We start from the raw sequence: 23,533 nt of genomic DNA on the forward strand, positions 1-23,533 counted from the left end.
TGGAGGGTAACCAGGACAAATTACTCGTTGGTTACGAAATCGCGGATCAAGGCTGTCACCTCTTCGGGACGTTCGTGTAGCACCACATGCCCGCTGTCCAGCTCGGCGTAACGGCTGCCGGGCAGCGCGGCGTGCAGGGCGCGGGCGTGCCCGACCGGGACGAGGTGGTCCTGCGTGCAGCCGACGACCAGCGTGGGCGCGGTGATGCTCGGGAGCAGGTCCCTGATGTCGGTCCTGAGGTCCAGCTCGATCTGGCGTACCGTGCCGGGGGGCGGGTCGCCGGCCGTCATGGCCTTCAGGCCGTCCTCGCCCAGGCCGCTCACGAAGGCCGGGCTGAAGCCGACCAGCGGGCCGTACGCCGCGAAGCTCTCGGGGTCGGTGGCCGCCAGCCGGGCCCAGGTGCGCAGGCCGAGCCGGAGCCGGGGGTCGCCGGCGTGCGTCCAGCCCGCGATCAGCACCAGCCGCCTGACCAGCTCGGGATGCCGGGCGGCGACCCCCGCCGCCACCACCGCGCCCAGCGAGAAGCCGACCAGGTCGGACGGGCCGCCGTCCGGGAAGGTCGCCGCGACCTGCTCGATCAGCAGGTCGAGGGTGAGGTCGCCGCCGGGGTCGGCGGTCTGGCCGCTGCCCGCGTAGTCGGGGGTGATCACCGTGCGGATGTCGGTGAAGTTCTGGACGAGGTGGCCGTAGTTGGTGGCGGCGTCGCCGCCGGTGCCGTGCACCATGACCAGGCCGGGGCCGCTGCCCGCCCGGTTGAAGTGCACGGGTCCGCCGTCGTGGATGACCGTGGGCATGGGTGTCTCCTAGAGGTTTCCGCCGCCGGTGGCGTCGAGGGTGGTGCCGGTGACGAAGCTCGCCGCGGGCGAGGCGGCGAACGCGACCACGTCCGCGATCTCGCCGGGCTCGCCGATGCGGTTGAGCGCGTGCCTGCTCGCGGCGTACGCGCGGGCCCCGGGGTCGCCCAGCCAGCCCGCGTTGACGTCGGTGTCGACGATGCCGGGCGCGACGTTGTTGACCGTGATGCCGCGCGGCCCCAGCTCCTTGGCCAGAGCCAGCGTGAACACCTGCACCGCGCCCTTGGTCATCGCGTACGCGATGCCCTCGGGGTAGGCGATGCGGGTCACCCCGGAGGTGATGTTCACGATGCGGCCGCCGTCGGGGATCAACGGCAGCACCTGCCGGGTGAGGAAGAACAGGCCCTTGACGTTGACCGCGAACAGCCGGTCGTAGCCCTCCTCCGTCTCCTGCGCGAGGGGCTTGGACAGGCCGATGCCGGCGTTGTTGACCAGCACGTCCAGCACGTCGGTCTCCTCGGCGACCCGGCGGGCGAGCCGCTCGGCCTCCTCCGGCACGCCCAGGTCGGCCCGCACGGCCACGGCGTCCGCCCCGATCAGCCGGACGACCTCCTCGGCCGCGGCGGCGTCCCGGGCGTAGTTCACGATCACGCGGAACCCGTCCTTGGCCAGGCGCAGCGCGACGGCCCGGCCGATGCCCCTTCCGGCGCCCGTCACCAGGGCAGTCCTCATCGCTCGAATCCTTTCTTTAGCGATCGATACAGAAACCATAACATAGCGATCGCTATAGAATGAGGGCATGGCGAGGCAACGGGCATTCGACAGGGACGCGGCGCTGGAGAGCGCGCTGCGCGCGTTCTGGGAGCACGGCTACGAGGCGACCTCGATCGCCGCGCTGACCGCCGCCATGGGCATCAGACCGCCCAGCCTGTACGCGGCCTTCGGCGACAAGCGGCGGCTGTTCGAGGAGGCGGTGCGCCGCTACCAGCTCACCCACGGCGCGTTCACCACCCGGGCGCTCGCCGAGGAGCCCACCGGCCGCCAGGCCGTCGAACGCGTGCTGCGCGAGTCGGCCGCCGAGTACACGAACGCCGACCACCCGCCCGGCTGCCTGATCATCACCGCCGCGGTCAACTGCGGGCCGGAGTCCGCCGACGTGGAGGAGTTGCTGCGGGGGTTCAGGCAGGCGGCGAAGGCGGCGATCAGGAAGCGGGTGGACGACGACGTCGCGGCCGGCCGCCTGGCCCCCGGCACCGACACGGAAGCCCTGGCCACCTTCTTCGCGTCGGTGATCCAGGGCATGTCCACGCAGTCCCGCGACGGCGCCTCCTACGCCGGCCTGCTGAGCGTCGCCGAACTCGCCATGACGGCCTACCCGCCTCCACCGTCCTGACGTCCGAACTACTGCGACATGACGCCCGCGTCCTCCGGGGGCAGCTCGGGGGGCGAGGCGCGCAGCCAGCGGCAGCCGTGCGGTCCCAGCGCGAGCTTGGCCGTGCCGTCGGCCGACACCTTGATCGTGCCGTCCACCAGCAGGTCCGTGAGGTCGCAGTTCTCCAGGCCGTCCAGCCGCAGCTCGACGTCCTTGGCCGTGTCGCACAGGTTGTGGGCGACCACGACCGTCGCGCCGTCGGCGTCGCAGCGGTGGGAGAAGATCGCGTCGTCGCCGGCGTCCAGCACCGTGTACTGCCCCCACGCCAGCTCAGGGCACTCGCGGTACCGCTCGATGAGGAGCTGGAACCAGCGCAGCAGCGAGTCGGTGTCGCGTTTCTGGTCGGCCACGTTGACCCGGTCGGGCGCGAAGGCGCCCTCGGGGATCTCGCGGACCGTCTCCTCCGTCTGGCTGAAGCCGCCGTCCTCGGACCACTGCATGGGGATGCGGACGGCCATCCGGCCCTCTTCGTCCAGGTTCTCCCCCATGCCGATCTCCTCGCCGTAGAAGATCACGGGGGTGCCGGGAAGGGAGAACAGCAGGCTGTAGGCCATCTTGATGCGCCGCAGGTCGCCGCCGAACATCGTGGGCAGCCGCCGCCGCAGCCCGCGGCCGAAGATCTGCATGTCCTTACGGGGGCCGAACGCCTCGAAGATCTCCTGACGTTCCTCGTCGGTGAGCTTGTCGAGGGTCAGTTCGTCGTGGTTGCGGAGGAACATCGCCCATTGGCAGTCCTTGGGGGCCCGGGGGCGTTCCTGCAGGGCGTTCATCAGGGGGCGGGCGTTGTTGCGGGCGAAGGAGAGCCAGCTGTTCTGCATGCCGATGAAGTCGAAGCACATGGTGATCTGGTCACCGAGCCCTTCACCGAAGTACCGCAGTAATTCCTTGTAGGGCAGGTTGACCTCGCCCAGCAGGATCGAGCCGCCCTTGCGCCTGGTCATGAAGGCCCGCAGGTCGGCCAGGAACTCGTGCGGGTTGGCCAGCTTGGGGTTGACGTTCTCGATGAGGAACGGCACCGCGTCCACCCGGAAGCCCGACAGGCCGAGCTCCATCCAGAAGCCGAGGATGCGGGTGATCTCGTCCCTGACCTCGGGGTTGCCGACGTTCAGGTCCGGCTGGTGACGGTAGAAGCTGTGCAGGTAGTACTGGCCGCTGCCCTTGTCGTACTGCCAGATGGAGTCCTCCTTGTCGGGGAAGACCACCTGTTTCGGGTCGTCGGGCTCGGGGGTGTCGGACCAGACGTACCAGTCGCGCATCGGCGAGTCCTTGCTCTTGCGCGACTCCTTGAACCAGGGGTGCTGGTCAGAGGTGTGGTTGACGACCAGGTCCGCGATCACCCGCAGGCCCCGGTCGTTGGCGGTCCGCATGAACTCCACGAAGTCGCCCAGGGTCCCCAGGCGGGGATCGATGCTGTAGAAGTCGGTGATGTCGTAACCGTCGTCCCGGTTGGGGGTGGGGAAGAACGGCATCAGCCAGAGGCAGGTCACGCCGAGACCCGCGAGGTAGTCGATCTGCTGGGTCAAGCCGCGGAAGTCGCCCACGCCGTCGCCGTTACCGTCCTTGAACGTCTCCACGTCCAGGCAGTACACGACGGCATTTTTCCACCAGACGTCGGAGGTGTACGTCAGTCGCATGGCGGCCCTGCTACCCACCCGGCCAGAAGAAATGTCCTTTTGGTGGTTTGCGTCCGGTTCTAATCCCGTGACCTGGGGCCACCAGGGCATCGCCGAACCCCGAGCGGTGTCCGTGCGCGGTCAATAGTTCGGTAGCCGAACTGATGGTAACCTGATCTCATGGCCAAGCCCGAGGAGCAGCTAGGAGTCGTCTCCGCCCTGGTGCGCTCGACCTTCCTGGTCAACGCCGTCTACGCCGAGTCCGCCCGCGCGTACGGGCTGACCTCCCAGCAGGGCCAGCTCCTGTGCGTGCTGATGGCCCAGCCGTACGGGATGAGCGAGCTCGGCGCGATGTTGCGCCTGGCCAAGTCGAGCCTCACCGAGCTGGTCGATCGCACCGCGCAGCGCGGCATGGTGCGCCGCGAGCCCGACCCGGCCGACCGGCGCGCCGTCCAGGTCACCCTGACCGAGGAGGGCGCCAAGCTCGCCGACGAGTTCTACACCGAGGCGTGCCGGCGCATCGACGAGCTTCCGTCGGGGCTCGACGAGGCCGAGCGCGCCACGCTCGCCGACCTGCTCTCCCGCCTGGTGCGGGACAACAACGCCCCGACCGTCTTCATCGAGCGCGCCGACACTCCCTGACCGCGACCCGGCGTCACACCCCGGCCGGCGCCGGCTCGGCGGCGACCCCGAACAGCTCCGCGAAGCGTCCGGTGAACAGGTCCCTGCCCTTGTAGTCGGCCACCGACTCGGCCGGCAGCACGATCGGCCCCTCGGGCGAGGGCAGCTGGCCGACGCCTCCTTCGGCCCCCAGCGGCAGCAGCACGAACGGCAGCGGCGACGGCCGGTACACCGACGAGGGCGCCTCGCCGTTCGGTCACCCGTACGTGGCCGCGGGGCGTGCGCGCGTCACCGAGGTCACCGCCGAGGTAGCCGGTCTGCACGCGCACGCCGTACGCGCGGAACCAGATGTCGGCCGACAGCTCCCCCGCCGTGGACCCGACCGCGAACGGCCCGCTCCCGGACGATCCGGCCACGCCGCATCAACCTGTCATAGGGGAAGAACATCCTCCCGGCCCATTCCGGCCGGGCGAGGGCCCGCATGGACGCGGCGTTCTGGACGAAGGCGTCCTCGGGCTCGACGAGCGCGACGTCCGCGTGCTCGCGTAACCCGAACCGCAACGGCCCGAAAGTTCTCCGCCCCGGCGCGATGAGTTCCGGCGGCCCCGCCGGTACGTATCCGTGAACCTGTCACCAGCGATGAGGAGAGACAGCCATGACCGAGACCCGAGCGCACGACGTGGCCGCCATCAAGAGCGTCCTTGAGCGCCTCTACCAGGCATGGGCCGACGGCGACGCCGACGCCTTCGTCACCGACTACACCGAGGACGCCACCTCGATCCTGCCCGGCAGCGTGCGCCGGTCGAGGGAGGAGGTCCGCGGGAAGATGGCCGAGGGCTTCGCGTCCTACCTCAAGGGCAGCACGACCGTCGACAAGCTGGAGAACATCCGTTTCCTGGGCGAGAGCGCCGCGATCGCGGTGAGCGAGACCGGCGTCCTCTTCCCCGGCGAGACCGAGGTCCCCGCCGAGCGTATGGTGTACGCGACCTGGGTGCTGGAGAAGCGGGACGGCGCCTGGCTGCTCGCGGCCTACCACAACAGCCCGGCCGTCGTGGCAGGCTGACGTACCCGTAAGGCGGAAGGCAGGGCAGGGGCGTGGACACGGTGACGCCGGTGGAGGAGGGCTTCGATCGCCGGATCGAGCCGTTCCGCAAGGAGCTGATGGCGTACTGCTACCGGATGCTCGGCTCGCCCCACGACGCCGAGGACCTGGTCCAGGACACGTACCTGCGGGCATGGCGGGCCCGGGAGCAGTACGACGGGACGCGCAGCTCCCTGCGCACCTGGCTCTACCGGATCGCGACCAACGCCTGCCTGACGGCCTTGGAGGTCCGGGGGCGCCGGCCGCTGCCGTCGGGGCTGGTGGCCGCGTCCGACCCGCTGGCGCCGCTCGTCCAGGGGGAGAACCTGGCCTGGCTCCAGCCCCTGCCGGACTCGATGCTGGACGGCGGCGACCCGGCCGGCGCCGTGGTCGAGCGCAGCGGCCTGCGCCTGGCGTTCGCCGCCGCCCTGCAACACCTGTCGGCGCGCCAGCGCGGCGCGCTGATCCTGCGGGACGTGCTGAGCTTCTCCGCGTCGGAGTCGGCGGAGATCCTCGGCACCACCGTCGTGTCGGTGAACAGCTCCCTGCAGCGGGCGCGCGCCCGGGTGAAGGAGGCCGGCGTCCGGCGGGAACCCCTCGGCGAGCCGCCGCTGGCCGAGCAGCGCGCCCGGGTCGACCGCTACATGCGGGCCTTCGAGCGTGCCGACGTCGAGGAGCTCAAACGGCTGCTCACCGAGGACGTCGTCATGGAGATGCCGCCGATGCTCAACTGGTTCGCCGGGCGCGGCAACTACGGCCTGTTCATGGACTGGGTCTTCGAGGCGGCCGGCACCGACTGGCGGCTGGCGGCGGTCACGGCCAACGGCCAGCCCGGGTTCGCCGCCTTCCGGCGCGCCGGCGACCGTTACGAGCCCCACACGCTCCAGATCTTCACCGTCACCGCCGGGGGCATCAGCCGGAACTCGGTGTTCCAGGGGACCGAGATCTTCGCGGCCTTCGGCCTGGCGGCCGGGTTCGACGCGCCCCGATGACCCCGGCGCCCCCGCAAGGATCTTCAAGACCGGACGGATGCGGACGGCCGATGCTGGGCGGGTGATTCCTCCCGTTTCTCCCCCGGTGACCGGCGTGCGCCGTGGCCCGATGCTCGCCGTGCTGCTCACCGGTCAGGTCATGGCCTCCATGGACGGCTCGATCGTGTCGGTCGCCGCGCAGACCATCCGCCAGGACCTGCACGCCGGCGGCACGGCGATCCAGCTCGTCGTGTCGGGCTACCTCCTGACCGTCGGCGTGCTCCTGGTCACCTGCGCGCGGATCGGCGACCTCGTCGGGCAGCGGCGCGCGTTCCTGGTCGGGCTGGGCTGGTTCACCGGCGCCTCGCTGCTGTGCGGGCTGGCCCCCGACGTGGGCGTCCTGGTGCTCGCGCGGGTCGCGCAGGCCGTCGGGGCGGCGCTGCTCACGCCGCAGATCTTCGCGCTCATCCAGACGCACTGGCAGGGCGACGCCCGCCGCCGGGCGATCGGCCTGTACAGCATGGTGCTCGCCCTGGGCGTCGCGCTGGGGCAGGTCGTCGGCGGGCTGGTCGTCAGCGCCGACCTCCTGGGCCTGTCCTGGCGGCCGGTGTTCCTGCTCAACATCCCGATCGGCGTGATCTCGCTGGCCGTGGGGCCGCGCCTGCTGCCGCCCTCGCCCGTGGACTCCCGGGCGCGCCTCGACCCGGGCGGCGTGGCGATCCTGACCGCGGCCATGGCCGCGATCACCGTCCCGCTGATCTTCGGCCGCGACCTCGGCCGGCCGCTCTGGACGTGGATCTCGCTGGCCTGCGGCGCGGCGCTGTCGGTGGTGTTCGTCCGGCACGAGACCAGGGCCCGGCACCCCCTGCTGGACCTGGCGTCGGTACGGCCGCGCGGGGTGCGGCCGGGGCTGGCGGCGTGCTGGATCGTCATGGGCTGCTACACCGTCTTCCTGCTCACCCTCACGCTGCACCTCCAGACCGCGCTGGGGTTCTCGCCGCTGTGGGCGGGGCTGGCCTTCGTCCCGTACGCGCTGGGGTTCGGCGCGCTCAGCCTGAGCTGGACCCGGTACCCGCGGGGACTCCAGCGGGCTCTGCCGGTCGCTGGCCCGGTCGCCTTCGCGGCCGGGGCGGGCCTGCTGGCCCTGCTGTGCCGGGACGAGTGGCGGCCGGTCGTGGCCGTGCCGCTGCTGCTCCTGGCCGGGGCCGGGCACGCCGCCGGGTACAGCCCGCTGATCGCGCGCGTCACCACGCTGGTCGAGCCGCGGCTGGCGTCGGCGATCTCGGCGCTGAACGCCACCGGGCCGGTGCTGGCCGGGGTGACCGCCGTCGCCGGGCTCGGCAGCGTCTACTTCGCCGCGCCGTCCTCGGCCGACGGGCTCCTGCGGGTCGCCGCCGCGGTCGCCGTCCTGCTCGGGGGCGCGACCCTGTGCGCCGTCCGGGCGACCTGGCGGGGCGACGGCCCGGCGGTCACAGGAGGGTGCCGCCCGACACGTCGAACCTGACCAGCGCCTCGTCGATCCTGTGCAGGGTGTCCGGGTGCAGGGTGAGGTCGGCGGCGGCCAGGTTCTCCTCGATGTGGGCGGGGGTCCGGCTGCCCGGGATCGCCACCACGTGCTCGTCCTGGTGCAGCAGCCAGGACAGGGCGAGCTGGGCCGGGGTGATGCCGAGGCTGGCGGCCAGGGCGCGGATGGGGGCGTACCTGTCGTTGTTGCCGGCCAGGTTCTCCGCCGAGAACCGGGGCGCGTTGTGGCGGAAGTCGCCTTCCTCCAGCCGCTGGACCGTGCCGGTCAGGAAGCCGTTGCCCAGCGGGCTCCAGGCCACCAGGCCGACGCCGAGCTCGCGGGCCGCGGCCAGCAGGTCCGGCTCCACCGGCCGCCACATCGACCACTCGTTCTGCACGGCCGTCACCGGATGGACCGCGTGCGCGGCCCTGAGCTGGGCCGCCGTCACGTTGGACAGGCCGATGTGCCTGATCAGGCCGTCGCGCACCAGGTCCGCCATCGCGCCCACCGTCTCCTCCACCGGGACGCCGGGGTCCGGGTAGTGCAGGTAGTACAGGTCGATCACGTCGGTGCCGAGGTTGCGCAGACTGCGTTCGGCGTAGCGGCGGACCAGGCGCGGGTCGGCGTTCACGCGCAGCTCGTTGAACGCGTACCCGACCGGGTACGGGCGGCTGGGCTCGCCTTCGGGGATCGCCAGGCCGAACTTGGTGGCCACCACGACCTCGTCGCGGGGGCGTCCCTTGAGCGCGCGGCCGACCAGTCGCTCGTTGTGGCCGTCCACCCCGTAGGCGTCGCTGGTGTCGATGTGGGTGGCGCCGCCGTCGAGGGCGGCCTGCAACGCCTTCTCGGCACGGGTGTCGTCGACGTCGCCGTACACACCGGGCGAGAGCACCATCGCGCCGAAGCCGAGCGCGGGGACCTGCAGTGTTCCGAGTTCGCGTGTCTTCATGACGATGATCGTGCCGCCGGGGCTCGCCCGGCGTCCAAGACCCTTTGCTATAACCATCGGTTATGGACGTGCACCTGCGGGAGTTCCGCTACTTCGTCGCGGTGGCCGAGGAGCTGAACGTGACGCGCGCCGCCGAGCGGCTCTTCGTCTCGCAGCCGGCCCTGTCCAAGCAGCTCAGGGTGCTGGAGCGGCAGCTCGGGTTCGCGCTGGTGGAACGCGTGCACGGCGGCGTGACGCTGACCCGGCAGGGCGCGGCGCTGCTGCCGGTGGCCCGCGACCTGCTCGCACGCTGGGCCGCCGGCGTGGAGACGGCCCGCGCCGCCGCCCCCGCCGGGACGCTGGTCATCGGCATGCAGACGGCCGTCGGCCGCGGGTTGCAGCAGGAGGCGCTGCGCCTGTTCCGGCAGGCCCGGCCCGGGTGGGAGGTGTCGCTCCGGCTCGTCGGCTGGGACGACCCGAGCGGCGGCCTCGCCGACGGCTCCTCCGACGTGGCGTTCATCTGGCTGCCGGTGCCGCCGGGGCTGGCGACGTACGTGCTGGTCACCGAGGAGCGGGGGGTGGCGATGCCGGCCGGTCACCGGCTGGCCGGGATGGCCGAGGTCCCGTTCGCCGAGCTGCGGGACGAGCCGTTCATCGCGCTGCCCGCCGCGGCCGGCCCGCTGCGCGACTTCTGGCTCGCCCGCGACGCCCGGGACGACGACCCGGTCGTCGGCGTCACGGCGAACACGCCCGAGGAGGTGTTCGAGGCCGTGATCAGCGGGCTGGGCGTCGTCCTCGTGGCCGAGGGGAACGCGGCGCTCTACAAGCGTCCCGGCATGGTCTACCGCCCGGTGACGGGTCTCCAGCCGGGCCGGCTCGCCATCGCCTGGCGCCGCGAGGACGCCCGTCCCCACGTCACCGCCTTCGTCGAGGCCCTGAAACAAGCCGCCGCCACGGTCTGACTCCAGGAAAGGCTCGCATTTCCGGCGAGCCGCCCGAATTCATCGGTGCGTTTCGGGAAGTCGCCACTAAGGTCTGAACCCGACGCACCGGTAACACAGGAAGGCACCCCCTATGAACGACCACGCCATCACCTTCGACCTCATCGACGTCGACAAGGACGGCCGCATCTCCGCCGTCGAACTCGTCCGCCTGATGGAGATCCTCGGCCAGCCCATCACCCTGGACGCGGCCCAGGCAGGCGTGCGGAAACTGGACAAGGACGGCGACGGCCTGATTGACGTGGACGAGTTCGGCGCATTCCTGCAGAAATGACAGGAACAAGCTCTTGCTAGGCCAACTCTTGTCGCCTGATCCACAATGGCGACAGGAGGGACGACGGCCATCAAGAGTGATATCCGGCCGCCCCCTTCGACCCCGAGCCGTTCCGCATGATCGGCAAGGGCGAGGCGGCCGAGGGCCGCAACCTGGAGCCGCCGCAGACAGCCATGCGGCTCGGCGCCCGCGTCTGCCGGCGGCGGCTGACGGACCCCCGTGCGGCGGGGACCGGCCGGGACCGGCCGGCTCCCGTCAGGCGGTGTGCAGGTAGACCTGGCCGAAGACCTCGGACAGGTTCTTGATGTCGGTGGCGACGTCGGCCTCGGGGGTGCTGTAGTCGTAGACGGTGGCCAGCCTCGGGCGCACGGTGCCGAGCTTCTTGAGCTGGTCCCAGGTGGCGTTGGCCGCCCACTTCTCGCCGTACACGCGGTTGACCTGGCCCTGCGCGTCCTGCCAGCGGCTCCACAGGACGACCGTCTCGGCGGCGTCGGCCTGGAGCGGGGCGGCGATGCGGTCGGTGATGGCCTGGGTGGCCTGCTCGGCGGTGAGCTTGGAGGTGCCGGCGGCGGTGAACCCGGCGTCCTCGGCGGCGATCTGGGCGTAGGCGTCCCAGGCGCGGGCGCGGACCTGGATCCACTGGTTGCGCTGGGCCTCGGCGGCGTCGATCTTCCAGGTGGCGTACTCGGTGGCCAGGTGGCCGGTGTCCAGGGTGAGCTGGTCGATCTGGCCGCCGGAGAGCCAGGCGCCGATGCGGGCGGGGTCGAGCAGCGGGTACTTCTTGGTCATCTCGGCCTTGCAGGCGTCGTTGGCGCCGCAGCCGAACAGCGGGACCACCGTGTGCGCCGCCAGCTTCTTGCCCGGCACGAGGTTGCGCAGCGCGGTCGTGGCCTCGGTGACGAACTTGTCCAGCTCCTCGGCCGTGGCGAAGGTCTGGTTGTAGCCGAGCTGCGAGGTGAACCTGATCCCGGCGACCCCCGGCTGCGCCGCCAGGGCGGCGACCTTCTTGGCGGCCTCGGCCAGCTTGCCCGCCTTGTAGTCGTCGGCCAGCTCGGTCTCGATCCAGGTGCGCAGGCCGGCCCCGACCGCGCTCTTCACGGCCTGGCCCGCCGGGCTCTCGGCGGCGGCCGTCCTGGCGGCGGCCGAGATGCCGTCGGGGTCGACGTGGCATTTCTGGCCGTCCGGGCACTGGTCGGGGGTGCCGCCGTCCTCGGCGCCGTCGACGTCCGGGGAGCCGACGTCGTGCATCTCGCCGTCGCCCTCGGAGTCGGTCGCGCACTCGTTGCCCGCTTCGGTGCAGTCGACCACGATCTCGTGCATCGGGCCGGAGTCGATCATGTTCTTGCCGTCGTTGTCCAGCCAGAACCGGGCGATGTCGGCGGCCTCCTCGGGAGTGGCCAGCCAGCGGCAGACGACGTACGCCGGGGTGTCGGCGGACATCAGGTCGTTGCAGCCCCGTGGATCGTCCTCCGACCAGGCGGGAACTCCGACGCCGAGCAACGACAGGGCCAGTCCGATGACGAAGATCTTCCGCAGTCGCATGGCGCCTTTACTCCCATGGGGGGGCGATCGTGGGCAGATAGCACAATATCGGGACGATCAACAACCTTCAATGAGATCCACGGCAGTCCTCACGCGGCTCTCGACGGACAGTAGGCATCGCAGTCGAGCCCGGTCGAGGCGCCGGGGTAGATCACCCGCCTTCTCCACCCCGGCAGGTCTCCGCCCCCTGGCGAATATTGGGACGACAACGCGCCGCCACGAACGGCAGACTGGGACGGATTTGAACGTTTTCGAGGGGACCGGCCCAGTGCACAGCTACCTCCGCGACCTCGGGCTGCTCCGCGACCGCAAGTTCGCCCTGTTGTTGTCCGCGCGGACCATCTCCATGCTCGGCAGCGCCTTCGCGCCCGTGGCGCTCGCCTTCGGCATCCTGGAACTGCCCGGCGCGACCGCCACGACGTTGTCGGTGGTGCTCACCGCCGAGTCGCTGCCCATGATCGTGTTCATGCTGATCGGCGGGGTGATCGCGGACCGGCTGCCGCGGCAGCGGGTGATGATGGCCGGCGAGCTGCTCATGGCGCTGGGCTACTTCGCGCTGGCGGCGATGATGCTGACCGGCTGGGCGCCGCTGCCCGTGATGAGCGTCGCGGCCGCGGCCTGCGGCGTGGGCACGGCGATCATGTTCCCGGCGCTGACCGGCATCATCCCCGAGATCGTGCCCGCCGAGCGGCTGCAGGCCGGCAACGCGCTGCTCGGCCTCGGCGCGAACGCCTCGCGCGTGGCCGGGGTGGTGCTGAGCGGCGGCACGGTGCTGCTGTTCGGCGGCGGCTGGGCCCTGCTGGTCAGCGGCGCGATGTTCGCGCTGGCCGGCGTGCTGATCGCGCTGCTGCGCCCGACCCCCGCCGAGCGCGTGGCGGCCGAGCGGCACTCGGTGCTGGCCGACCTGCGCCACGGGTGGCGGGAGTTCAGCTCGCGGCAGTGGATCTGGGTGGTGGTGGCCCAGTTCTCGGTACTGGTGATGGCGATCCAGGCCGGGCACGGCGTGCTGGGGCCGCTGCTGGCCAAGGAGACGCTGGGCGGGCCGGCGGCCTGGTCGGCGTTCCTCGCCGGCGAGGCCGTCGGGACGATCGCCGGGGTGCTGGTGTCGTTGCGGCTGCGCCCGCGCCGGCCGATCCTGCTCGGCACGCTGCTGTGCCTGCCGACCGCGCTGCCGTACGTGCTGCTCGGGCTGGACGCGCCGCTGTGGGCGATCGTGGCGGGGGCGTTCGTGCTGGGCGTGTGCTTCGACGTCTTCGGCGTGCTGTGGCAGACGACGATGCAGCGCGAGATCCCGGCGGAGTCGTTGTCCCGGGTCAGCTCGTACGACGCCCTCGGGTCACTGATGTTCGGGCCGATCGGGCTGATGCTGGCCGCGCCGGCGGCGGTGGCCTTCGGCACCGAGGGGGCGCTGCTCGGCTGCGCCGCCCTCGTCGTGCTGTCCACGCTCGCCGCGCTGGCCGCGCCGGGGGTGCGCAACCTGCGCGCCCCCGAGCCGGAGCCGGAACCGGTCTCACTCTGAGCGGAACCAGGCGTTGGCCCGCGGCTGGAACATCAGCGTGACGGCCCCGAGCACGGCCGTCACGTGCAGCACCCGGCTGATCGTGAAGAGCCAGGTCACCACGTCGGCCCCGGCGGCGGCCCCGGCGATCGAGCCGCCGTGCAGCAGCCACTGGATCGGCCCCACGACCAGCGACAACGTGCCGAACACGCCGAGCCCGACGGCCAGCGTGAGCCGGGCCCAGTTCTGCCCCGCGCGCATCCGCAGCGCCAGGAAGACCGCCGCGGCGAAGACGGCCAGCCGCAGCCCCGCGCCGGGCAGCAGGTCCAGGACGCCCGAGGTGCCCTCGTAGAGCTCCCTGCCGACGGCGAGCACGGTCTCGAACGCCCCCGCCGCGACCGCGGACATCCACAGCAGCGCGGCGGCGTGCACGACGGGCGGCGGCTGGGGGGTGCGAGGCTCGGCGGTCTGCGCGGTGAGGGCGGCGGTCATGGCGGGCTCCCTGTTCGTGTCGGTTACAGGGAAAGTCTGATCCGCGCGCCCGCCCCGATCATGCCCGTCGTCCCCCGAATCCCGGTGAGGCGGGCCCTACCCCGAGGTCTCCGCTCGTGCGCAGGCCGCGGGCGGCCGCGCGCTCGTGGCCGAGCCCGAAGCGCGGCTCGGGGGCGCGCTCGCCGTCCAGGATCGCGGCCACGTACGCGGCCAGGGCCGGGGCGTGCTTGAACCCGTGGCCCGAGTCGCCGCCGAGCAGCCACACGCCGGGCGCGTCCTCGGCGATGATCCACTCGGCGTCGGGGGTGAGCGCGTACTGGCAGACCTGGCTGAACAGCACCGGCGCGGCCGCCAGCGAGGGGAACCTGCGCCGCAGGTAGTCGCGGGCCTGCTCGACCGCGGCCGGGGCCACCGCCCGGCTGCCTCCCTCCGGCTCGTACGGCTCGCCTTCGGCGTCGGAGGTGGCCTTCATGCCGACCCCGTCCACGTCGCCGTGCCCGTAGGCCGAGGAGCCGTAGTCCACCCAGGCGGGCGTCTCGGGGGACGACCACGCGGCGGGCGCGGCGAAGTGCACCGTGTCCTGCCTGGTCACCGTGACCGGCACGGAGAACAGGCGGGGCAGCCAGGCGCCGCACGCCCACACGACGCGGTCGGCCCGCCGCACCTCGCCGTCCACCTCGACCGCGCTCAGCCCCGGCACGGGCGCCGCCCGTCCCCTGACCAGCCGGACGCCGGCCGCCAGGGCCAGCCGGGCGGTCACCTGCGTCGCCCGCCGCGCCCTGAGCACGCCCGCGTGCGGCTCGTGGAGCAGGAAGCTCAGGTCGTCGCCGCGGTAGTCGGGGAAGAAGCGCCGCCCGTCCGCCGGGTCGAGCACCTCAACCGGGATATCCAGATTTTTCAGTACTTGGGCGCTGGCGTGCTCCCACCCGTCCGGCCGGGCCGCGAACCACACCATGCCCGACTCCAGGAACAGCTCCTCGCCGGCCCGCTCGCCCAGCCGCCGCCAGCCCTCGCGCGCCTCCCAGGCCAGGCGCGCGTACCAGTCGTCGGCGCCGTGCGCGCAGCGCAGGAGCCGCGTCTCCCCCGCGCTGGCCTGCCGGACGTGTCCGGGCTTGTGCTGTTCGACCAGGGTCACCTGCCAGCCGGTTTCGGCCAGCCGCAACGCCAGCGACGACCCCCATATACCGGCTCCGACCACAATGACCGATTTCATGGAACCACCGTGACCGCAGGAGCCGCCCCGCGCAAGGGCTCAGACGATGATCAACCGGACCACGACGCCCGCGCAGTTGCCCGCCACGCAGACCCGCACCGGGACCTCGGAGATGCCGGCCGCCCGGGGCACCCCGCCCACGTGCCCGTCGGGGCCGATCGTCACGCCCGCGGGCAGCTTGGCGTGGTCGGTCACGCTGAAGGTGGGGATGACGCCCTGGGGGCCGCCGTTGATGCCGATCTCCCCGGCGAGCGGGACGCCGACCCGGCCCGGGAAGGTCAGCTCGCGCGGCTCCCATGGAACGTTCCCGAGCACGACGAGGGTGAGGAGCTGCTCCTCGCACGAGTGCCCGGCGCAGATCCCGACCGGGGCGATGAACGTGCCCACGCGCGAGGGCGTGCCGGACAGCCGCCCGCTCGCGTCGACGCTGACCCCCACGGCGACGTAGCCGGGGCGGAAGGTCACGCCCTTGGCGACCGGCAGCAGCCACTGGCTCACCGTGATGCCCTGGGTGAGGTAGAAGGTGTTCTCGACCAGCCGGTCGCCCTCCGTCCGCGGCGGCGGGTCGATCAGGGTCTCCCTGGCCATGTACGCGATCGGCGTGGTGAGCGACGGCACGGCAGGCGGCAGGGCGCACAGAGCCAGCCCGGCGACCAGGAACAGCCACCTCTGCCGCATCTCCACCCCCCCGACGCCCCCCGTCCCTACGTACCCCCTCACCGTGCTCTTTCACTGGTCAGCCGCCACTCCATAATCGAAGTCATGGCCGCCGAATCCGCCCAGACGCTCGAACGCGGGCTGCGCCTGCTGCGACTTCTCGCCGACGGGAAGGGCGGGCGCACCCCGACCGAGCTGAGCACCGAGCTGTCGCTGAGCCGGCCGGTGGTCTACCGGCTGCTCACGACGCTGCTGAACGAGGGGTTCGTCCGCCGCGACGCCGAAGGGCGGGTGCATCTCGGGTTCGGGGTGCTGGTGCTGGCCCAGGCCGTGCAGCCGCTGCTGCGGGCGGCGGCGGTGCCGACGCTGCGGCGGCTGGCCGAGCAGGTGGGCGCGACGGCCCACCTGACCGTGGCCGAGGGCGACGACGGGCTGGCGGTGGCGGTGGTGGAGCCGTCCTGGACCGACCTGCACGTGGCCTACCGGGAGGGGTCGCGCCATCCGCTGGCGAAAGGCGCGGCGGGCCGGGCGATCCTGGCCCTGCGCGAGGGGCGCGACGAATACCTCGTGACGGAGGGGCAGTTGCAGGTGGGGGCGCGGGGCATCGCCGCGCCCGTGACCGGGCTGCCGTGGCTGGAGGCTTCGGTGGGGGTGGTGACGTTCGGCCCGCTGGAGGAGGAGACGGGGCCGCGCGTGGTGGCGGCGGCCGCCGAGCTGGCCGCCGCGCTGGGTTGACATCTCCACACCGATGTCGGACGGTAGTCACACATAGAGGACACATGCGTCCGGTAAGCGGACAACATGGAGGGCGGATGCCGTACTACCGCGTCGTTGGGGAAGTGCCGCGCAAACGGCACACGCAGTTCAGGCGGCCGGACGGCGGCCTCTACGCCGAGGAGCTGATGGGCGAGGAGGGCTTCTCGTCCGACTCCTCGCTGCTCTACCACCGCCACCTGCCCACCGCCATCATCAAGGCCGAGGCGGCCACGCCCGCGTCCGCGACGCGGCTGGAGCCCAACCTGCCGCTCTCCCCCCGCCATTTCCGCACCCAGGAGCTGTCCAGCGCGGGCGACCTGGTGAACGGCCGCATCCTGCTCGCCGGCAACGCCGACGTCCGGTTGTCGTACGCCACCAGCGACCGCCCCAGCGAGCTGTACCGCAACTCCATGGGCGACGAGTGCGTCTACGTGCAGCGCGGCTCGGTCCGCTTCGAGTCCACCTACGGCGTCATCGAGGCCGGCGAGGGCGACTACGTCGTCGTCCCGACCGGCACGATCCACCGCTGGGTGCCCGACGGGCAGGTCAACGTGCTGGCCATCGAGGCGTCCGGGCACATCAGGCCGCCCAAGCGCTACCTGTCGCAGTACGGGCAGTTCCTGGAGCACGCGCCGTACTGCGAACGCGACCTGCGCGCCCCCACGCAGACCCTGCTGGCCGAGGGCGAGGAGGTGCCCGTCCTGGTCCGCACGCGGGGCGGCCTGACCCGGCTGGTCTACCGCAACCACCCCTTCGACGTGGTCGGCTGGGACGGCTACCTCTATCCGTACGCCTTCAACATCGACGACTTCGAGCCGATCGTGAAGAAGACGCACGCGCCGCCGCCGGTGCACCAGACGTTCGAGGGGCCCGGGTTCGTGGTCTGCTCGTTCTGCCCGCGGCCGCTCGACTACCACCCCGAGGCCATCCCGATCCCGTACAACCACCACAACGTGGACTCCGACGAGTTCATGTTCTACGTGGGCGGCGACTACACCGCGCGCAAGGGCTCGGGCATCGACGTCGGCTCGGTCTCGCTGCACCCGGCCGGGTTCACGCACGGCCCGCAGCCCGGCGCGGTCGAGGCGGTGATCGACGCGGTCGCCCGCGGCGTCACCACCACGAGCGAGATGGCCGTGATGGTCGACACCTTCCGCCCGCTCGACCTCGGGCCGGGCGCGCTGTCCTGTGAGGATCCCGGCTACGCATGGACCTGGGCACGATGAACCTCTACGCCGAACTGGTCGACGACGCGGGCCTGTTCCCGCCGACGTCGCTGCACATGGACGAGGCGCTGGCCCGCAACCAGCGCGACCTGGAGCGCGGCAACAGCGTGCTCACCCACCGCTTCCTCTGCCCGGCCAGCCGGCTCGACCGGCTGCGCGGGCACGCCTACCGGCCGCGGCGCATCGGGCTGATCGTGGACACGCCCGAGCTGCCCGGCTTCGGCGATCTGCCGGTGGACTTCGTCGAGATCCCGCTCGGGGCCGACGAGTCCGTCGCCGGGCTGGCCCGGCGCCTCGGCCTGCCCGCGCACGTGCGGCTGTTCGTCGAGGTCCCGCCGGACCGGAACGTCGCCGGCGTGCCCGACGGGGTGGGGCTGAAGGTGCGCTGCGGCGGGCTGAAGGCCGAGGCGTTCCCGTCGGTGGAGCACCTCGCGGCGTTCGTCCGGGCCTGCGCCGCGGCCGACGTCCCGTTCAAGGCCACGGCCGGGCTGCACCACGCGGTACGGCACTTCGACCCGAGCCTCGGCGTCGACCGGCACGGCTTCCTCAACCTGCTGCTGTCGGTCTGCGAGGCTGTGGAGGGCCGCGACCCCGCGCCCGTGCTGCGCACCACCGACGTCGGCCACCTCGTGCGGCTGGCCGGGGCCGTGACGGAGGAGACGGCGAAGCGGGCGCGGCGGCTGCTGGTCAGCTACGGCTCGTGCAGCACCGGCACGCCCATCGAGGACCTGCAGACGCTAGGAGTGATTCAGTGAGCTGGGGAGTGGACAACCTGCCCTACGGCGTGTTCTCCCGTCAGGGCGAATCGCCCAGAGTGGGCGTCAGGTACGGCGACAAGGTGCTCGACCTGGCCGCCGCGCTGCACGACGAGGTGTTCGCCGCCCCCTCGCTCAACCCGTTCATGGCGAGGGGCCGCTCGGCCTGGCACGACACCAGGACCCTCATCCAGAACAAGCTGACCGGCGACTCCTCGGTCACCGAGAGCCACCTGATCCCGCTCGACCAGGTGCGGCTGCACATGCCGTTCGAGGTGGCCGACTACGTCGACTTCTACTGCTCGCTCGACCACGCCGGCAACATCGGCCGGATCTTCCGTCCCGACGCCGAGCCGCTGCTGCCCAACTGGCGTCACCTGCCGGTCGGCTACCACGGCAGGTCGGGCACGGTCGTCGTGTCCGGCACGCCGGTCCGGCGTCCGCACGGCCAGCTCAGGGCCGGGGTCTACGGGCCGTGCGCCAAGCTGGACATCGAGGCGGAGCTGGGGTTCGTGGTCGGCGTGCCGTCGGAGCTGGGCTCCCCGGCCGGGGCGTTCGAGGACCACGTGTTCGGGGTGACGCTGGTCAACGACTGGAGCGCGCGCGACATCCAGGCGTGGGAGTACGTGCCGCTCGGGCCGTTCCTCGGCAAGTCGTTCGCGACGTCGGTCTCGCCGTGGGTCACGCCGCTGGAGGCGCTGCCCAGGATCCCGGGCCGCCCGCAGGACCCCGAGCCGCTGGACTACCTGCGCAGGCAGGGCGACTGGGGCCTGGACATCGCCGTCGAGGTCGTGCTCAACGGCGACGTGATCTCGCGCCCGCCGTACCCGAGCATGTACTGGACGCCCGACCAGATGCTCGCCCACATGACCGTGAACGGCGCCTCCCTGCGCACCGGGGACCTGTTCGCCAGCGGCACGATCTCCGGCCCCGAACGCGACGAGCGCGGCTCGCTCATCGAGCTGACCTGGAACGGCGCCGAACCGATCAAGCTGTCCGGCGGCGACACCCGCACCTTCCTCCAGGACGGCGACACGGTGACGATCCGGGCCACCGCGGGCGGCCTGACATTGGGCGAGGTGTCCGGAACCATCGGATAAGTAACTCAAGGTGCTTCGACCGTCACTCACCGCTAACCTGGGAACTCCCCTTCCCTCGGAAAGCCCTCGGAGAGTGACGTGCGGCGTGCCGCGATCCTGTGTGTCGCCTTCCTCCTGGCCTGCTGCGGCTGCGGTCCCGTCGGCGACTCCCCGGCCGCGCCCGCGGTCGTGCGCGTCTCCCCCGCCTTCGACTCCAAGCGGGCCCGTCCCGACAAGGGGCTGGTCATCACGGCGCAGGGCGGCCGGCTGACCCAGGTCCTGGTCTACGAGGGAGGCGAGCACGTCCCGGGCCGGCTCGACGCCTCGCACACCAGGTGGCGATCCGACTGGACGCTCAAGCCCGCGACCGAGTACACCGTGACCGCCACGGCCGCGGGCGAGAACGGCCCGTCCACGGTCTCCATGGGCCGCTTCCGCACCCGGGCCGCCGAGCACACGTTCGGGGTGGCCGCCACCGCGCCGCTGCCCGGCGAGACCGTCGGCGTGGGCATGCCGGTCGTCATCGACTTCGACACCCCGATCCAGGACAAGGCGGCCGTCGAGCGGTCGCTTGAGGTCACCACGAAGTCCCCGGCCGAGGGCGCCTGGCGCTGGACCAGCGACACGCAGGTGGTCTACCGCACCCACCGCTTCTGGGCCTCGGGGCAGCAGGTGATGGTCAGCGCCCACCTGGCCGGGGTGCGCCCGGCCCCGGGCGTCTACGGCACCCTCGACTCCACCTTCGCCTTCACGGTGGGCCGCAGGCAGACCAGCACGGTCGACGCCCGCACCCACCAGATGGTCGTGCGCCGCGACGGCAGGGTGGTGCAGCAGATGGCCATCAGCGCCGGCATGGCCACCACGCGCGAATACACCACCACCAGCGGCATGCACCTGACCATGGACAAGGGCAACCCGGTCCGCATGATCTCCCCCGGCCGCGCCAAGGGCGACCCCGGCTACTACGACCTGCTCATCGAGCACGCCGTGCGCATCTCCAACAGCGGCGAGTACGTGCACGCGAAGGACAACGTCTGGGCCCAGGGAAGGGCAAACGTCAGCCACGGCTGCATCAACGCCCGCCCCGACCAGGCTGCCTGGTTCTATTCCGGTTCGCTGCGCGGCGACCCCGTGCTGATCACGGGCACCGCCCGCCAGCTCGAATGGGACAACGGGTGGGGTTTCTGGCAACTTCCGTGGGAGAAGTGGGTCCTGGGAAGCGCTCTGGCCGCTCCGGCGACCGGCCGGTGACGGGTGCCCTGCGGACGAACGGGGGATTACGGTGGTAAGGGGGAACCAGTCACACACACAGGCCCGTTATAGGTTCAGGAGGGCCGGAGCATGGATGAATGGGTCATCTGGATAATCCTCGCAGTCGTCCTCGGTGTGGCCGAACTGTTCACTCTCACGGCGGCCCTCGGGCTCCTGGGCGTGGCCGCTCTCCTGACCGCCGTGACGGCCGCCGTCGGGCTGCCCGTCCCCTTGCAGATTCTCGTGTTCGCCCTGTCGTCCGCGGCGGGGATGGTGGTCATCCGGCCGCTGGCCGTCCGCCATCTTCAGCAGCCGCCGTTGCAGCGTTTCGGCGTGGAGGCGCTGGTCGGCAAGCCCGCGTACGTGGTCTCCGAGGTCACGGGCCGCGACGGGCGGGTCCGCATCGGGGGTGAGGAGTGGTCCGCACGCGCTTATGACGAGACCCTGGTGATCCCCACCGGGGCAACCGTCGACATCATCGAGATCGAGGGCGCCACGGCCCTCGTGTATCCACGGGAGTGACCACATGGACCCGTTGCTGATAGCCGGACTGCTGATCATCCTTTTCGCCGCGTTCACCGTGCTCAAGGCCGTGCGGATCGTGCCACAGGCGCGGGCCCGCAACGTCGAGCGGCTCGGCCGCTACCACCGCACGCTCAAGCCGGGTCTCAACTTCGTCATCCCCTACGTCGACCGCGTCTATCCGATGATCGACCTGCGCGAGCAGGTGGTGACCTTCCGCCCGCAGCCGGTCATCACCGAGGACAACCTGGTCGTCGAGATCGACAACGTCCTGTACTTCCAGGTCACCGACCCGCGGGCGGCGGCGTACGAGATCGCCAACTACATCACGGCCATAGAGCAGCTCACCGTCACGACCATGCGTAACGTGATCGGCTCGATGGACCTGGAGAAGACGCTCACCTCGCGCGACACCATCAACAGCCAGCTGCGCGGCGTGCTCGACGAGGCCACCGGCAAGTGGGGCATCCGGGTCAACCGGGTCGAGGTCAAGGCCATCGACCCGCCCAAGACCATCAAGGACGCGATGGAGAAGCAGATGCGGGCCGAGCGCGACAAGCGGGCCGCGATCCTCAACGCCGAGGGCCAGCGCCAGTCGCAGATCCTCACGGCCGAGGGTGACAAGCAGAGCCGCATCCTGCGAGCCGAGGGCCAGCGCTCGGCCGCGATCCTGGAGGCCGAGGGCCAGTCGCGCGCCATCGACCAGGTCTTCCAGGCCGTCCACCGCAACGACCCCGACCCCAAGCTGCTGGCCTACCAGTACCTTCAGGTGCTGCCGCAGCTCGCCCAGGGCAGCGGCAACACGTTCTGGGTCATCCCGAGCGAGGTCACCTCGGCGTTGCAGGGCGTCTCGAAGGCGTTCACCGAGGCGCTGCCGAAGTCGGCCGCCACCCGCGAGGAGCAGCCCCGGCCGTCGGAGGAGCTGGACCGGGAGATCGCGGCGGCTTCCGAGGCGGCGGCCGAGGCGGTCGCCGACGCGCAGGAGGCCGAGAGCCCCAAGGGGCCCCGCCAGATCGCCCAGGCCGTCAACGAGCCGTCACCGTTCCCCGACCTGGAGCGCGAGCGCGACCCCAAGGACGCCGGCCGCTGACGTGCGCCGGGGCCGCGCGGGTTCCTCCGCCCGGCCCCGGCGCCGCTCAGCGCTGGCCGTTGTCGAAGTACGCGGCCAGCTCCGGGTCCAGCGGCGGCACGTCGTACGGCATGCCGCCGTCGCGCAGCGACATCGTGGCCATGTACCCGGCGGCGACGCTCATCCTGGCCGCCACGGGTGAGGTGTCGGTCGCCCCGCCCTCCCGGACGAACCGGCAGAACTCGGCCATGATCTGCGGGTCGGCCCCGCCGTGCGAGCCCTGCGCGGCCGGCACCCGGTAGGCGATGTCGCAGTCGTCCCGGTAGGAGGTGGGGCCGGTGTTCCACACCTTGACCGTGTCCCCCGGGCCGTCGCCGAAGTTCTCCAGCCGGCCCTCGGTCCCGATGACCGTGTAGTTGCGCACGTAGTCGGGGCTGAAGTGGCACTGCTGGTAGGCGGCGATGACGCCGTTGTCCAGGCGCATGTTCATGACCGACACGTCCTCGACGTCGATCACGTGGTTCAGGTCGCGCCGCTCGGTGGGCGGCCACTCGAACTCCCGCAGCCAGCCCTCCGGCCGGGGCGTCCCGGGCTCGCGGCGCGGCAGGTCGCCGTAGACCATCAGGTCGCCGAGGGCGTTCACGCGGGTGGCGTAGCCACCGGCCAGCCAGTGGATCACGTCGAGGTCGTGCGCCGCCTTCTGCAGCAGCAGGCCCGTGGTGCGGGTGCGGTCGGCGTGCCAGTCCTTGAAGTAGTAGTCGCCGCCGTAGGACACGAAGTGGCGTACCCACACGGTCTTGGGCTCACCGATCACACCCTTGCGGATGATGTCCCGCATCAGGCGCACCACGCCCATGTGGCGCATGTTGTGCCCCACGTACAGGCGGCTGCCCGTCTCGCGGGCGGCCCGCAGGATGTTGTCGCAGCCCTCGACGGTGATGGCCATCGGCTTCTCCAGGTAGACGGCCTTGCCGGCCTGGAGAGCGTCGATGGCGATGCGCTCGTGCGTGTCGTCGGGGGTGTTGACGACGATCGCGTCGAGATCCGGCCGGTCGAGCAGCTCGCGGTACTCCCCGGTCAGGAACTCCGCCTCGAACCGCTCCGACTGCTTCTTGAGCACTGCCGGGTCGGAGTCGCACAGCGCCGCCACGACCGAGCCCTCGCCCGGCCGGTGGGCGGCCAGGGCGAGACTCGTCCGCAGGCCGAGCCCGATGACTCCGATGCGCAGGTCTTCCACAAGTGTCCTTTCAAACG

25 protein-coding genes are annotated in these 23,533 nt (G+C 71.7%); 15 read left to right on the plus strand and 10 right to left on the minus strand.

Annotated elements, in window-relative coordinates:
* Positions 1-20: 20 nt before the first annotated feature.
* Positions 21-794 carry an alpha/beta fold hydrolase gene (locus ACIBQ8_RS18055; RefSeq protein WP_397179497.1) on the minus strand — a complete coding sequence of 258 codons (774 nt, stop codon included), beginning with the start codon at positions 792-794 and terminating at the stop codon, positions 21-23.
* 9 nt (positions 795-803) lie between these two features.
* Positions 804-1,526, minus strand: a complete 723-nt coding sequence (locus ACIBQ8_RS18060; RefSeq protein ID WP_397192481.1) for an SDR family NAD(P)-dependent oxidoreductase — start codon at positions 1,524-1,526, stop codon at positions 804-806.
* A gap of 67 nt (positions 1,527-1,593) precedes the next feature.
* Here ACIBQ8_RS18060 and ACIBQ8_RS18065 point away from each other — a divergent pair, with 67 nt between their 5' ends.
* Entirely contained in the window at positions 1,594-2,187 is a 594-nt protein-coding gene (locus ACIBQ8_RS18065) for a TetR/AcrR family transcriptional regulator (protein ID WP_397192482.1), read from the plus strand.
* Positions 2,188-2,195: 8 nt separating this feature from the next.
* On the opposite strand, the gene ACIBQ8_RS18070 is transcribed toward ACIBQ8_RS18065, so the two are convergent.
* A complete protein-coding gene (locus ACIBQ8_RS18070; RefSeq protein WP_397192483.1) occupies positions 2,196-3,860 on the minus strand; it encodes an alpha-amylase family protein in 1,665 nt (554 codons plus the stop codon).
* A 159-nt stretch (positions 3,861-4,019) separates the two neighbouring features.
* Here ACIBQ8_RS18070 and ACIBQ8_RS18075 point away from each other — a divergent pair, with 159 nt between their 5' ends.
* The gene (locus ACIBQ8_RS18075; protein ID WP_397192484.1) at positions 4,020-4,481 is read left to right on the plus strand and encodes a MarR family winged helix-turn-helix transcriptional regulator; all 462 of its coding nucleotides are present in this window, start codon (positions 4,020-4,022) and stop codon (positions 4,479-4,481) included.
* A 13-nt stretch (positions 4,482-4,494) separates the two neighbouring features.
* Here the strand turns inward: ACIBQ8_RS18075 and ACIBQ8_RS18080 are convergent, their stop codons facing one another.
* Positions 4,495-4,692: a hypothetical protein gene (locus ACIBQ8_RS18080; RefSeq protein WP_397179492.1), complete on the minus strand. Its 198-nt coding sequence runs from the start codon at positions 4,690-4,692 to the stop codon at positions 4,495-4,497.
* Positions 4,693-5,115: 423 nt separating this feature from the next.
* Between ACIBQ8_RS18080 and ACIBQ8_RS18085 the strand changes: the two genes are divergently transcribed.
* The 3 genes from ACIBQ8_RS18085 to ACIBQ8_RS18095 all read left to right on the plus strand — a co-directional run bounded on the left by ACIBQ8_RS18085 (position 5,116) and on the right by ACIBQ8_RS18095 (position 8,016).
* The gene (locus ACIBQ8_RS18085) at positions 5,116-5,523 is read left to right on the plus strand and encodes an SgcJ/EcaC family oxidoreductase (protein ID WP_397179491.1); all 408 of its coding nucleotides are present in this window, start codon (positions 5,116-5,118) and stop codon (positions 5,521-5,523) included.
* A gap of 32 nt (positions 5,524-5,555) precedes the next feature.
* A complete protein-coding gene (locus ACIBQ8_RS18090; RefSeq protein WP_397192485.1) occupies positions 5,556-6,533 on the plus strand; it encodes a sigma-70 family RNA polymerase sigma factor in 978 nt (325 codons plus the stop codon).
* Between the two features lie 61 nt (positions 6,534-6,594).
* Complete coding sequence (locus ACIBQ8_RS18095) at positions 6,595-8,016, plus strand: MFS transporter (protein WP_397192486.1); 1,422 nt, start codon at positions 6,595-6,597, stop codon at positions 8,014-8,016.
* On the opposite strand, the gene ACIBQ8_RS18100 is transcribed toward ACIBQ8_RS18095, so the two are convergent.
* Positions 7,982-8,965, minus strand: coding sequence for an aldo/keto reductase (locus ACIBQ8_RS18100; protein ID WP_397179488.1), 984 nt, complete (start codon positions 8,963-8,965; stop codon positions 7,982-7,984). The two genes, ACIBQ8_RS18095 and ACIBQ8_RS18100, sit on opposite strands and share 35 nt — an antisense overlap.
* A 62-nt stretch (positions 8,966-9,027) precedes the next feature.
* On the opposite strand from ACIBQ8_RS18100, the gene ACIBQ8_RS18105 reads away from it, so the two are divergent.
* Both ACIBQ8_RS18105 and ACIBQ8_RS18110 read left to right on the plus strand, forming a co-directional pair.
* Positions 9,028-9,906 carry a LysR family transcriptional regulator gene (locus tag ACIBQ8_RS18105; protein ID WP_397192487.1) on the plus strand — a complete coding sequence of 293 codons (879 nt, stop codon included), beginning with the start codon at positions 9,028-9,030 and terminating at the stop codon, positions 9,904-9,906.
* Positions 9,907-10,018: 112 nt separating this feature from the next.
* On the plus strand, positions 10,019-10,219 hold the full coding sequence (locus ACIBQ8_RS18110) for an EF-hand domain-containing protein (RefSeq protein ID WP_397179486.1): 201 nt from the start codon (positions 10,019-10,021) through the stop codon (positions 10,217-10,219).
* A gap of 255 nt (positions 10,220-10,474) precedes the next feature.
* On the opposite strand, the gene ACIBQ8_RS18115 is transcribed toward ACIBQ8_RS18110, so the two are convergent.
* Complete coding sequence (locus ACIBQ8_RS18115; protein ID WP_397179485.1) at positions 10,475-11,761, minus strand: hypothetical protein; 1,287 nt, start codon at positions 11,759-11,761, stop codon at positions 10,475-10,477.
* A 268-nt stretch (positions 11,762-12,029) separates the two neighbouring features.
* Between ACIBQ8_RS18115 and ACIBQ8_RS18120 the strand changes: the two genes are divergently transcribed.
* A complete protein-coding gene (locus tag ACIBQ8_RS18120; protein ID WP_397179484.1) occupies positions 12,030-13,280 on the plus strand; it encodes an MFS transporter in 1,251 nt (416 codons plus the stop codon).
* Here the strand turns inward: ACIBQ8_RS18120 and ACIBQ8_RS18125 are convergent.
* Genes ACIBQ8_RS18125 through ACIBQ8_RS18135 form a run of 3 tightly spaced genes read right to left on the minus strand, consistent with a single transcriptional unit; the run spans position 13,272 to position 15,642 of the window.
* A complete protein-coding gene (locus tag ACIBQ8_RS18125; protein ID WP_397179483.1) occupies positions 13,272-13,751 on the minus strand; it encodes a hypothetical protein in 480 nt (159 codons plus the stop codon). The genes ACIBQ8_RS18120 and ACIBQ8_RS18125 overlap by 9 nt on opposite strands.
* A gap of 58 nt (positions 13,752-13,809) precedes the next feature.
* A complete protein-coding gene (locus ACIBQ8_RS18130) occupies positions 13,810-14,964 on the minus strand; it encodes an NAD(P)/FAD-dependent oxidoreductase (RefSeq protein ID WP_397192488.1) in 1,155 nt (384 codons plus the stop codon).
* A gap of 39 nt (positions 14,965-15,003) precedes the next feature.
* Complete coding sequence (locus ACIBQ8_RS18135; RefSeq protein ID WP_397179481.1) at positions 15,004-15,642, minus strand: hypothetical protein; 639 nt, start codon at positions 15,640-15,642, stop codon at positions 15,004-15,006.
* 84 nt (positions 15,643-15,726) lie between these two features.
* On the opposite strand from ACIBQ8_RS18135, the gene ACIBQ8_RS18140 reads away from it, so the two are divergent.
* The 7 genes from ACIBQ8_RS18140 (at position 15,727) to ACIBQ8_RS18170 (ending at position 22,300) form a co-directional block, all read left to right on the plus strand.
* A complete protein-coding gene (locus ACIBQ8_RS18140; protein WP_352361631.1) occupies positions 15,727-16,356 on the plus strand; it encodes a helix-turn-helix domain-containing protein in 630 nt (209 codons plus the stop codon).
* Positions 16,357-16,433: 77 nt separating this feature from the next.
* On the plus strand, positions 16,434-17,603 hold the full coding sequence (locus tag ACIBQ8_RS18145) for a homogentisate 1,2-dioxygenase (RefSeq protein WP_397192489.1): 1,170 nt from the start codon (positions 16,434-16,436) through the stop codon (positions 17,601-17,603).
* Positions 17,585-18,358 carry a hypothetical protein gene (locus ACIBQ8_RS18150; RefSeq protein ID WP_397179479.1) on the plus strand — a complete coding sequence of 258 codons (774 nt, stop codon included), beginning with the start codon at positions 17,585-17,587 and terminating at the stop codon, positions 18,356-18,358. Before ACIBQ8_RS18145 ends, ACIBQ8_RS18150 begins: the two co-directional genes overlap by 19 nt.
* On the plus strand, positions 18,355-19,458 hold the full coding sequence (gene fahA / locus ACIBQ8_RS18155; protein WP_397179478.1) for a fumarylacetoacetase: 1,104 nt from the start codon (positions 18,355-18,357) through the stop codon (positions 19,456-19,458). Before ACIBQ8_RS18150 ends, fahA begins: the two co-directional genes overlap by 4 nt.
* Before the next feature lie 78 nt (positions 19,459-19,536).
* On the plus strand, positions 19,537-20,688 hold the full coding sequence (locus ACIBQ8_RS18160) for an Ig-like domain-containing protein (protein WP_397179477.1): 1,152 nt from the start codon (positions 19,537-19,539) through the stop codon (positions 20,686-20,688).
* Positions 20,689-20,778: 90 nt separating this feature from the next.
* Positions 20,779-21,210, plus strand: a complete 432-nt coding sequence (locus tag ACIBQ8_RS18165; RefSeq protein ID WP_352324976.1) for an NfeD family protein — start codon at positions 20,779-20,781, stop codon at positions 21,208-21,210.
* Between the two features lie 4 nt (positions 21,211-21,214).
* Positions 21,215-22,300 carry an SPFH domain-containing protein gene (locus ACIBQ8_RS18170; RefSeq protein WP_397179476.1) on the plus strand — a complete coding sequence of 362 codons (1,086 nt, stop codon included), beginning with the start codon at positions 21,215-21,217 and terminating at the stop codon, positions 22,298-22,300.
* 46 nt (positions 22,301-22,346) lie between these two features.
* Here the strand turns inward: ACIBQ8_RS18170 and ACIBQ8_RS18175 are convergent, their stop codons facing one another.
* Complete coding sequence (locus tag ACIBQ8_RS18175) at positions 22,347-23,516, minus strand: Gfo/Idh/MocA family protein (RefSeq protein ID WP_397179475.1); 1,170 nt, start codon at positions 23,514-23,516, stop codon at positions 22,347-22,349.
* Positions 23,517-23,533: the final 17 nt, after the last annotated feature.

This window comes from Nonomuraea sp. NPDC049646 (genome assembly GCF_044465525.1).
Classification (GTDB): domain Bacteria; phylum Actinomycetota; class Actinomycetes; order Streptosporangiales; family Streptosporangiaceae; genus Nonomuraea.

Coding starts and splice junctions, on each gene's coding strand:
- ACIBQ8_RS18055 (WP_397179497.1), bottom strand. CDS start 794: ATGCCCACGGTCATCCACGACGGCGGACCCGTGCACTTCAACCGGGCG.
- ACIBQ8_RS18060 (WP_397192481.1), bottom strand. CDS start 1,526: ATGAGGACTGCCCTGGTGACGGGCGCCGGAAGGGGCATCGGCCGGGCC.
- ACIBQ8_RS18065 (WP_397192482.1), top strand. CDS start 1,594: ATGGCGAGGCAACGGGCATTCGACAGGGACGCGGCGCTGGAGAGCGCG.
- ACIBQ8_RS18070 (WP_397192483.1), bottom strand. CDS start 3,860: ATGCGACTGACGTACACCTCCGACGTCTGGTGGAAAAATGCCGTCGTG.
- ACIBQ8_RS18075 (WP_397192484.1), top strand. CDS start 4,020: ATGGCCAAGCCCGAGGAGCAGCTAGGAGTCGTCTCCGCCCTGGTGCGC.
- ACIBQ8_RS18085 (WP_397179491.1), top strand. CDS start 5,116: ATGACCGAGACCCGAGCGCACGACGTGGCCGCCATCAAGAGCGTCCTT.
- ACIBQ8_RS18100 (WP_397179488.1), bottom strand. CDS start 8,965: ATGAAGACACGCGAACTCGGAACACTGCAGGTCCCCGCGCTCGGCTTC.
- ACIBQ8_RS18105 (WP_397192487.1), top strand. CDS start 9,028: ATGGACGTGCACCTGCGGGAGTTCCGCTACTTCGTCGCGGTGGCCGAG.
- ACIBQ8_RS18110 (WP_397179486.1), top strand. CDS start 10,019: ATGAACGACCACGCCATCACCTTCGACCTCATCGACGTCGACAAGGAC.
- ACIBQ8_RS18115 (WP_397179485.1), bottom strand. CDS start 11,761: ATGCGACTGCGGAAGATCTTCGTCATCGGACTGGCCCTGTCGTTGCTC.
- ACIBQ8_RS18125 (WP_397179483.1), bottom strand. CDS start 13,751: ATGACCGCCGCCCTCACCGCGCAGACCGCCGAGCCTCGCACCCCCCAG.
- ACIBQ8_RS18130 (WP_397192488.1), bottom strand. CDS start 14,964: ATGAAATCGGTCATTGTGGTCGGAGCCGGTATATGGGGGTCGTCGCTG.
- ACIBQ8_RS18135 (WP_397179481.1), bottom strand. CDS start 15,642: ATGCGGCAGAGGTGGCTGTTCCTGGTCGCCGGGCTGGCTCTGTGCGCC.
- ACIBQ8_RS18140 (WP_352361631.1), top strand. CDS start 15,727: ATGGCCGCCGAATCCGCCCAGACGCTCGAACGCGGGCTGCGCCTGCTG.
- ACIBQ8_RS18145 (WP_397192489.1), top strand. CDS start 16,434: ATGCCGTACTACCGCGTCGTTGGGGAAGTGCCGCGCAAACGGCACACG.
- ACIBQ8_RS18150 (WP_397179479.1), top strand. CDS start 17,585: ATGGACCTGGGCACGATGAACCTCTACGCCGAACTGGTCGACGACGCG.
- ACIBQ8_RS18165 (WP_352324976.1), top strand. CDS start 20,779: ATGGATGAATGGGTCATCTGGATAATCCTCGCAGTCGTCCTCGGTGTG.
- ACIBQ8_RS18170 (WP_397179476.1), top strand. CDS start 21,215: ATGGACCCGTTGCTGATAGCCGGACTGCTGATCATCCTTTTCGCCGCG.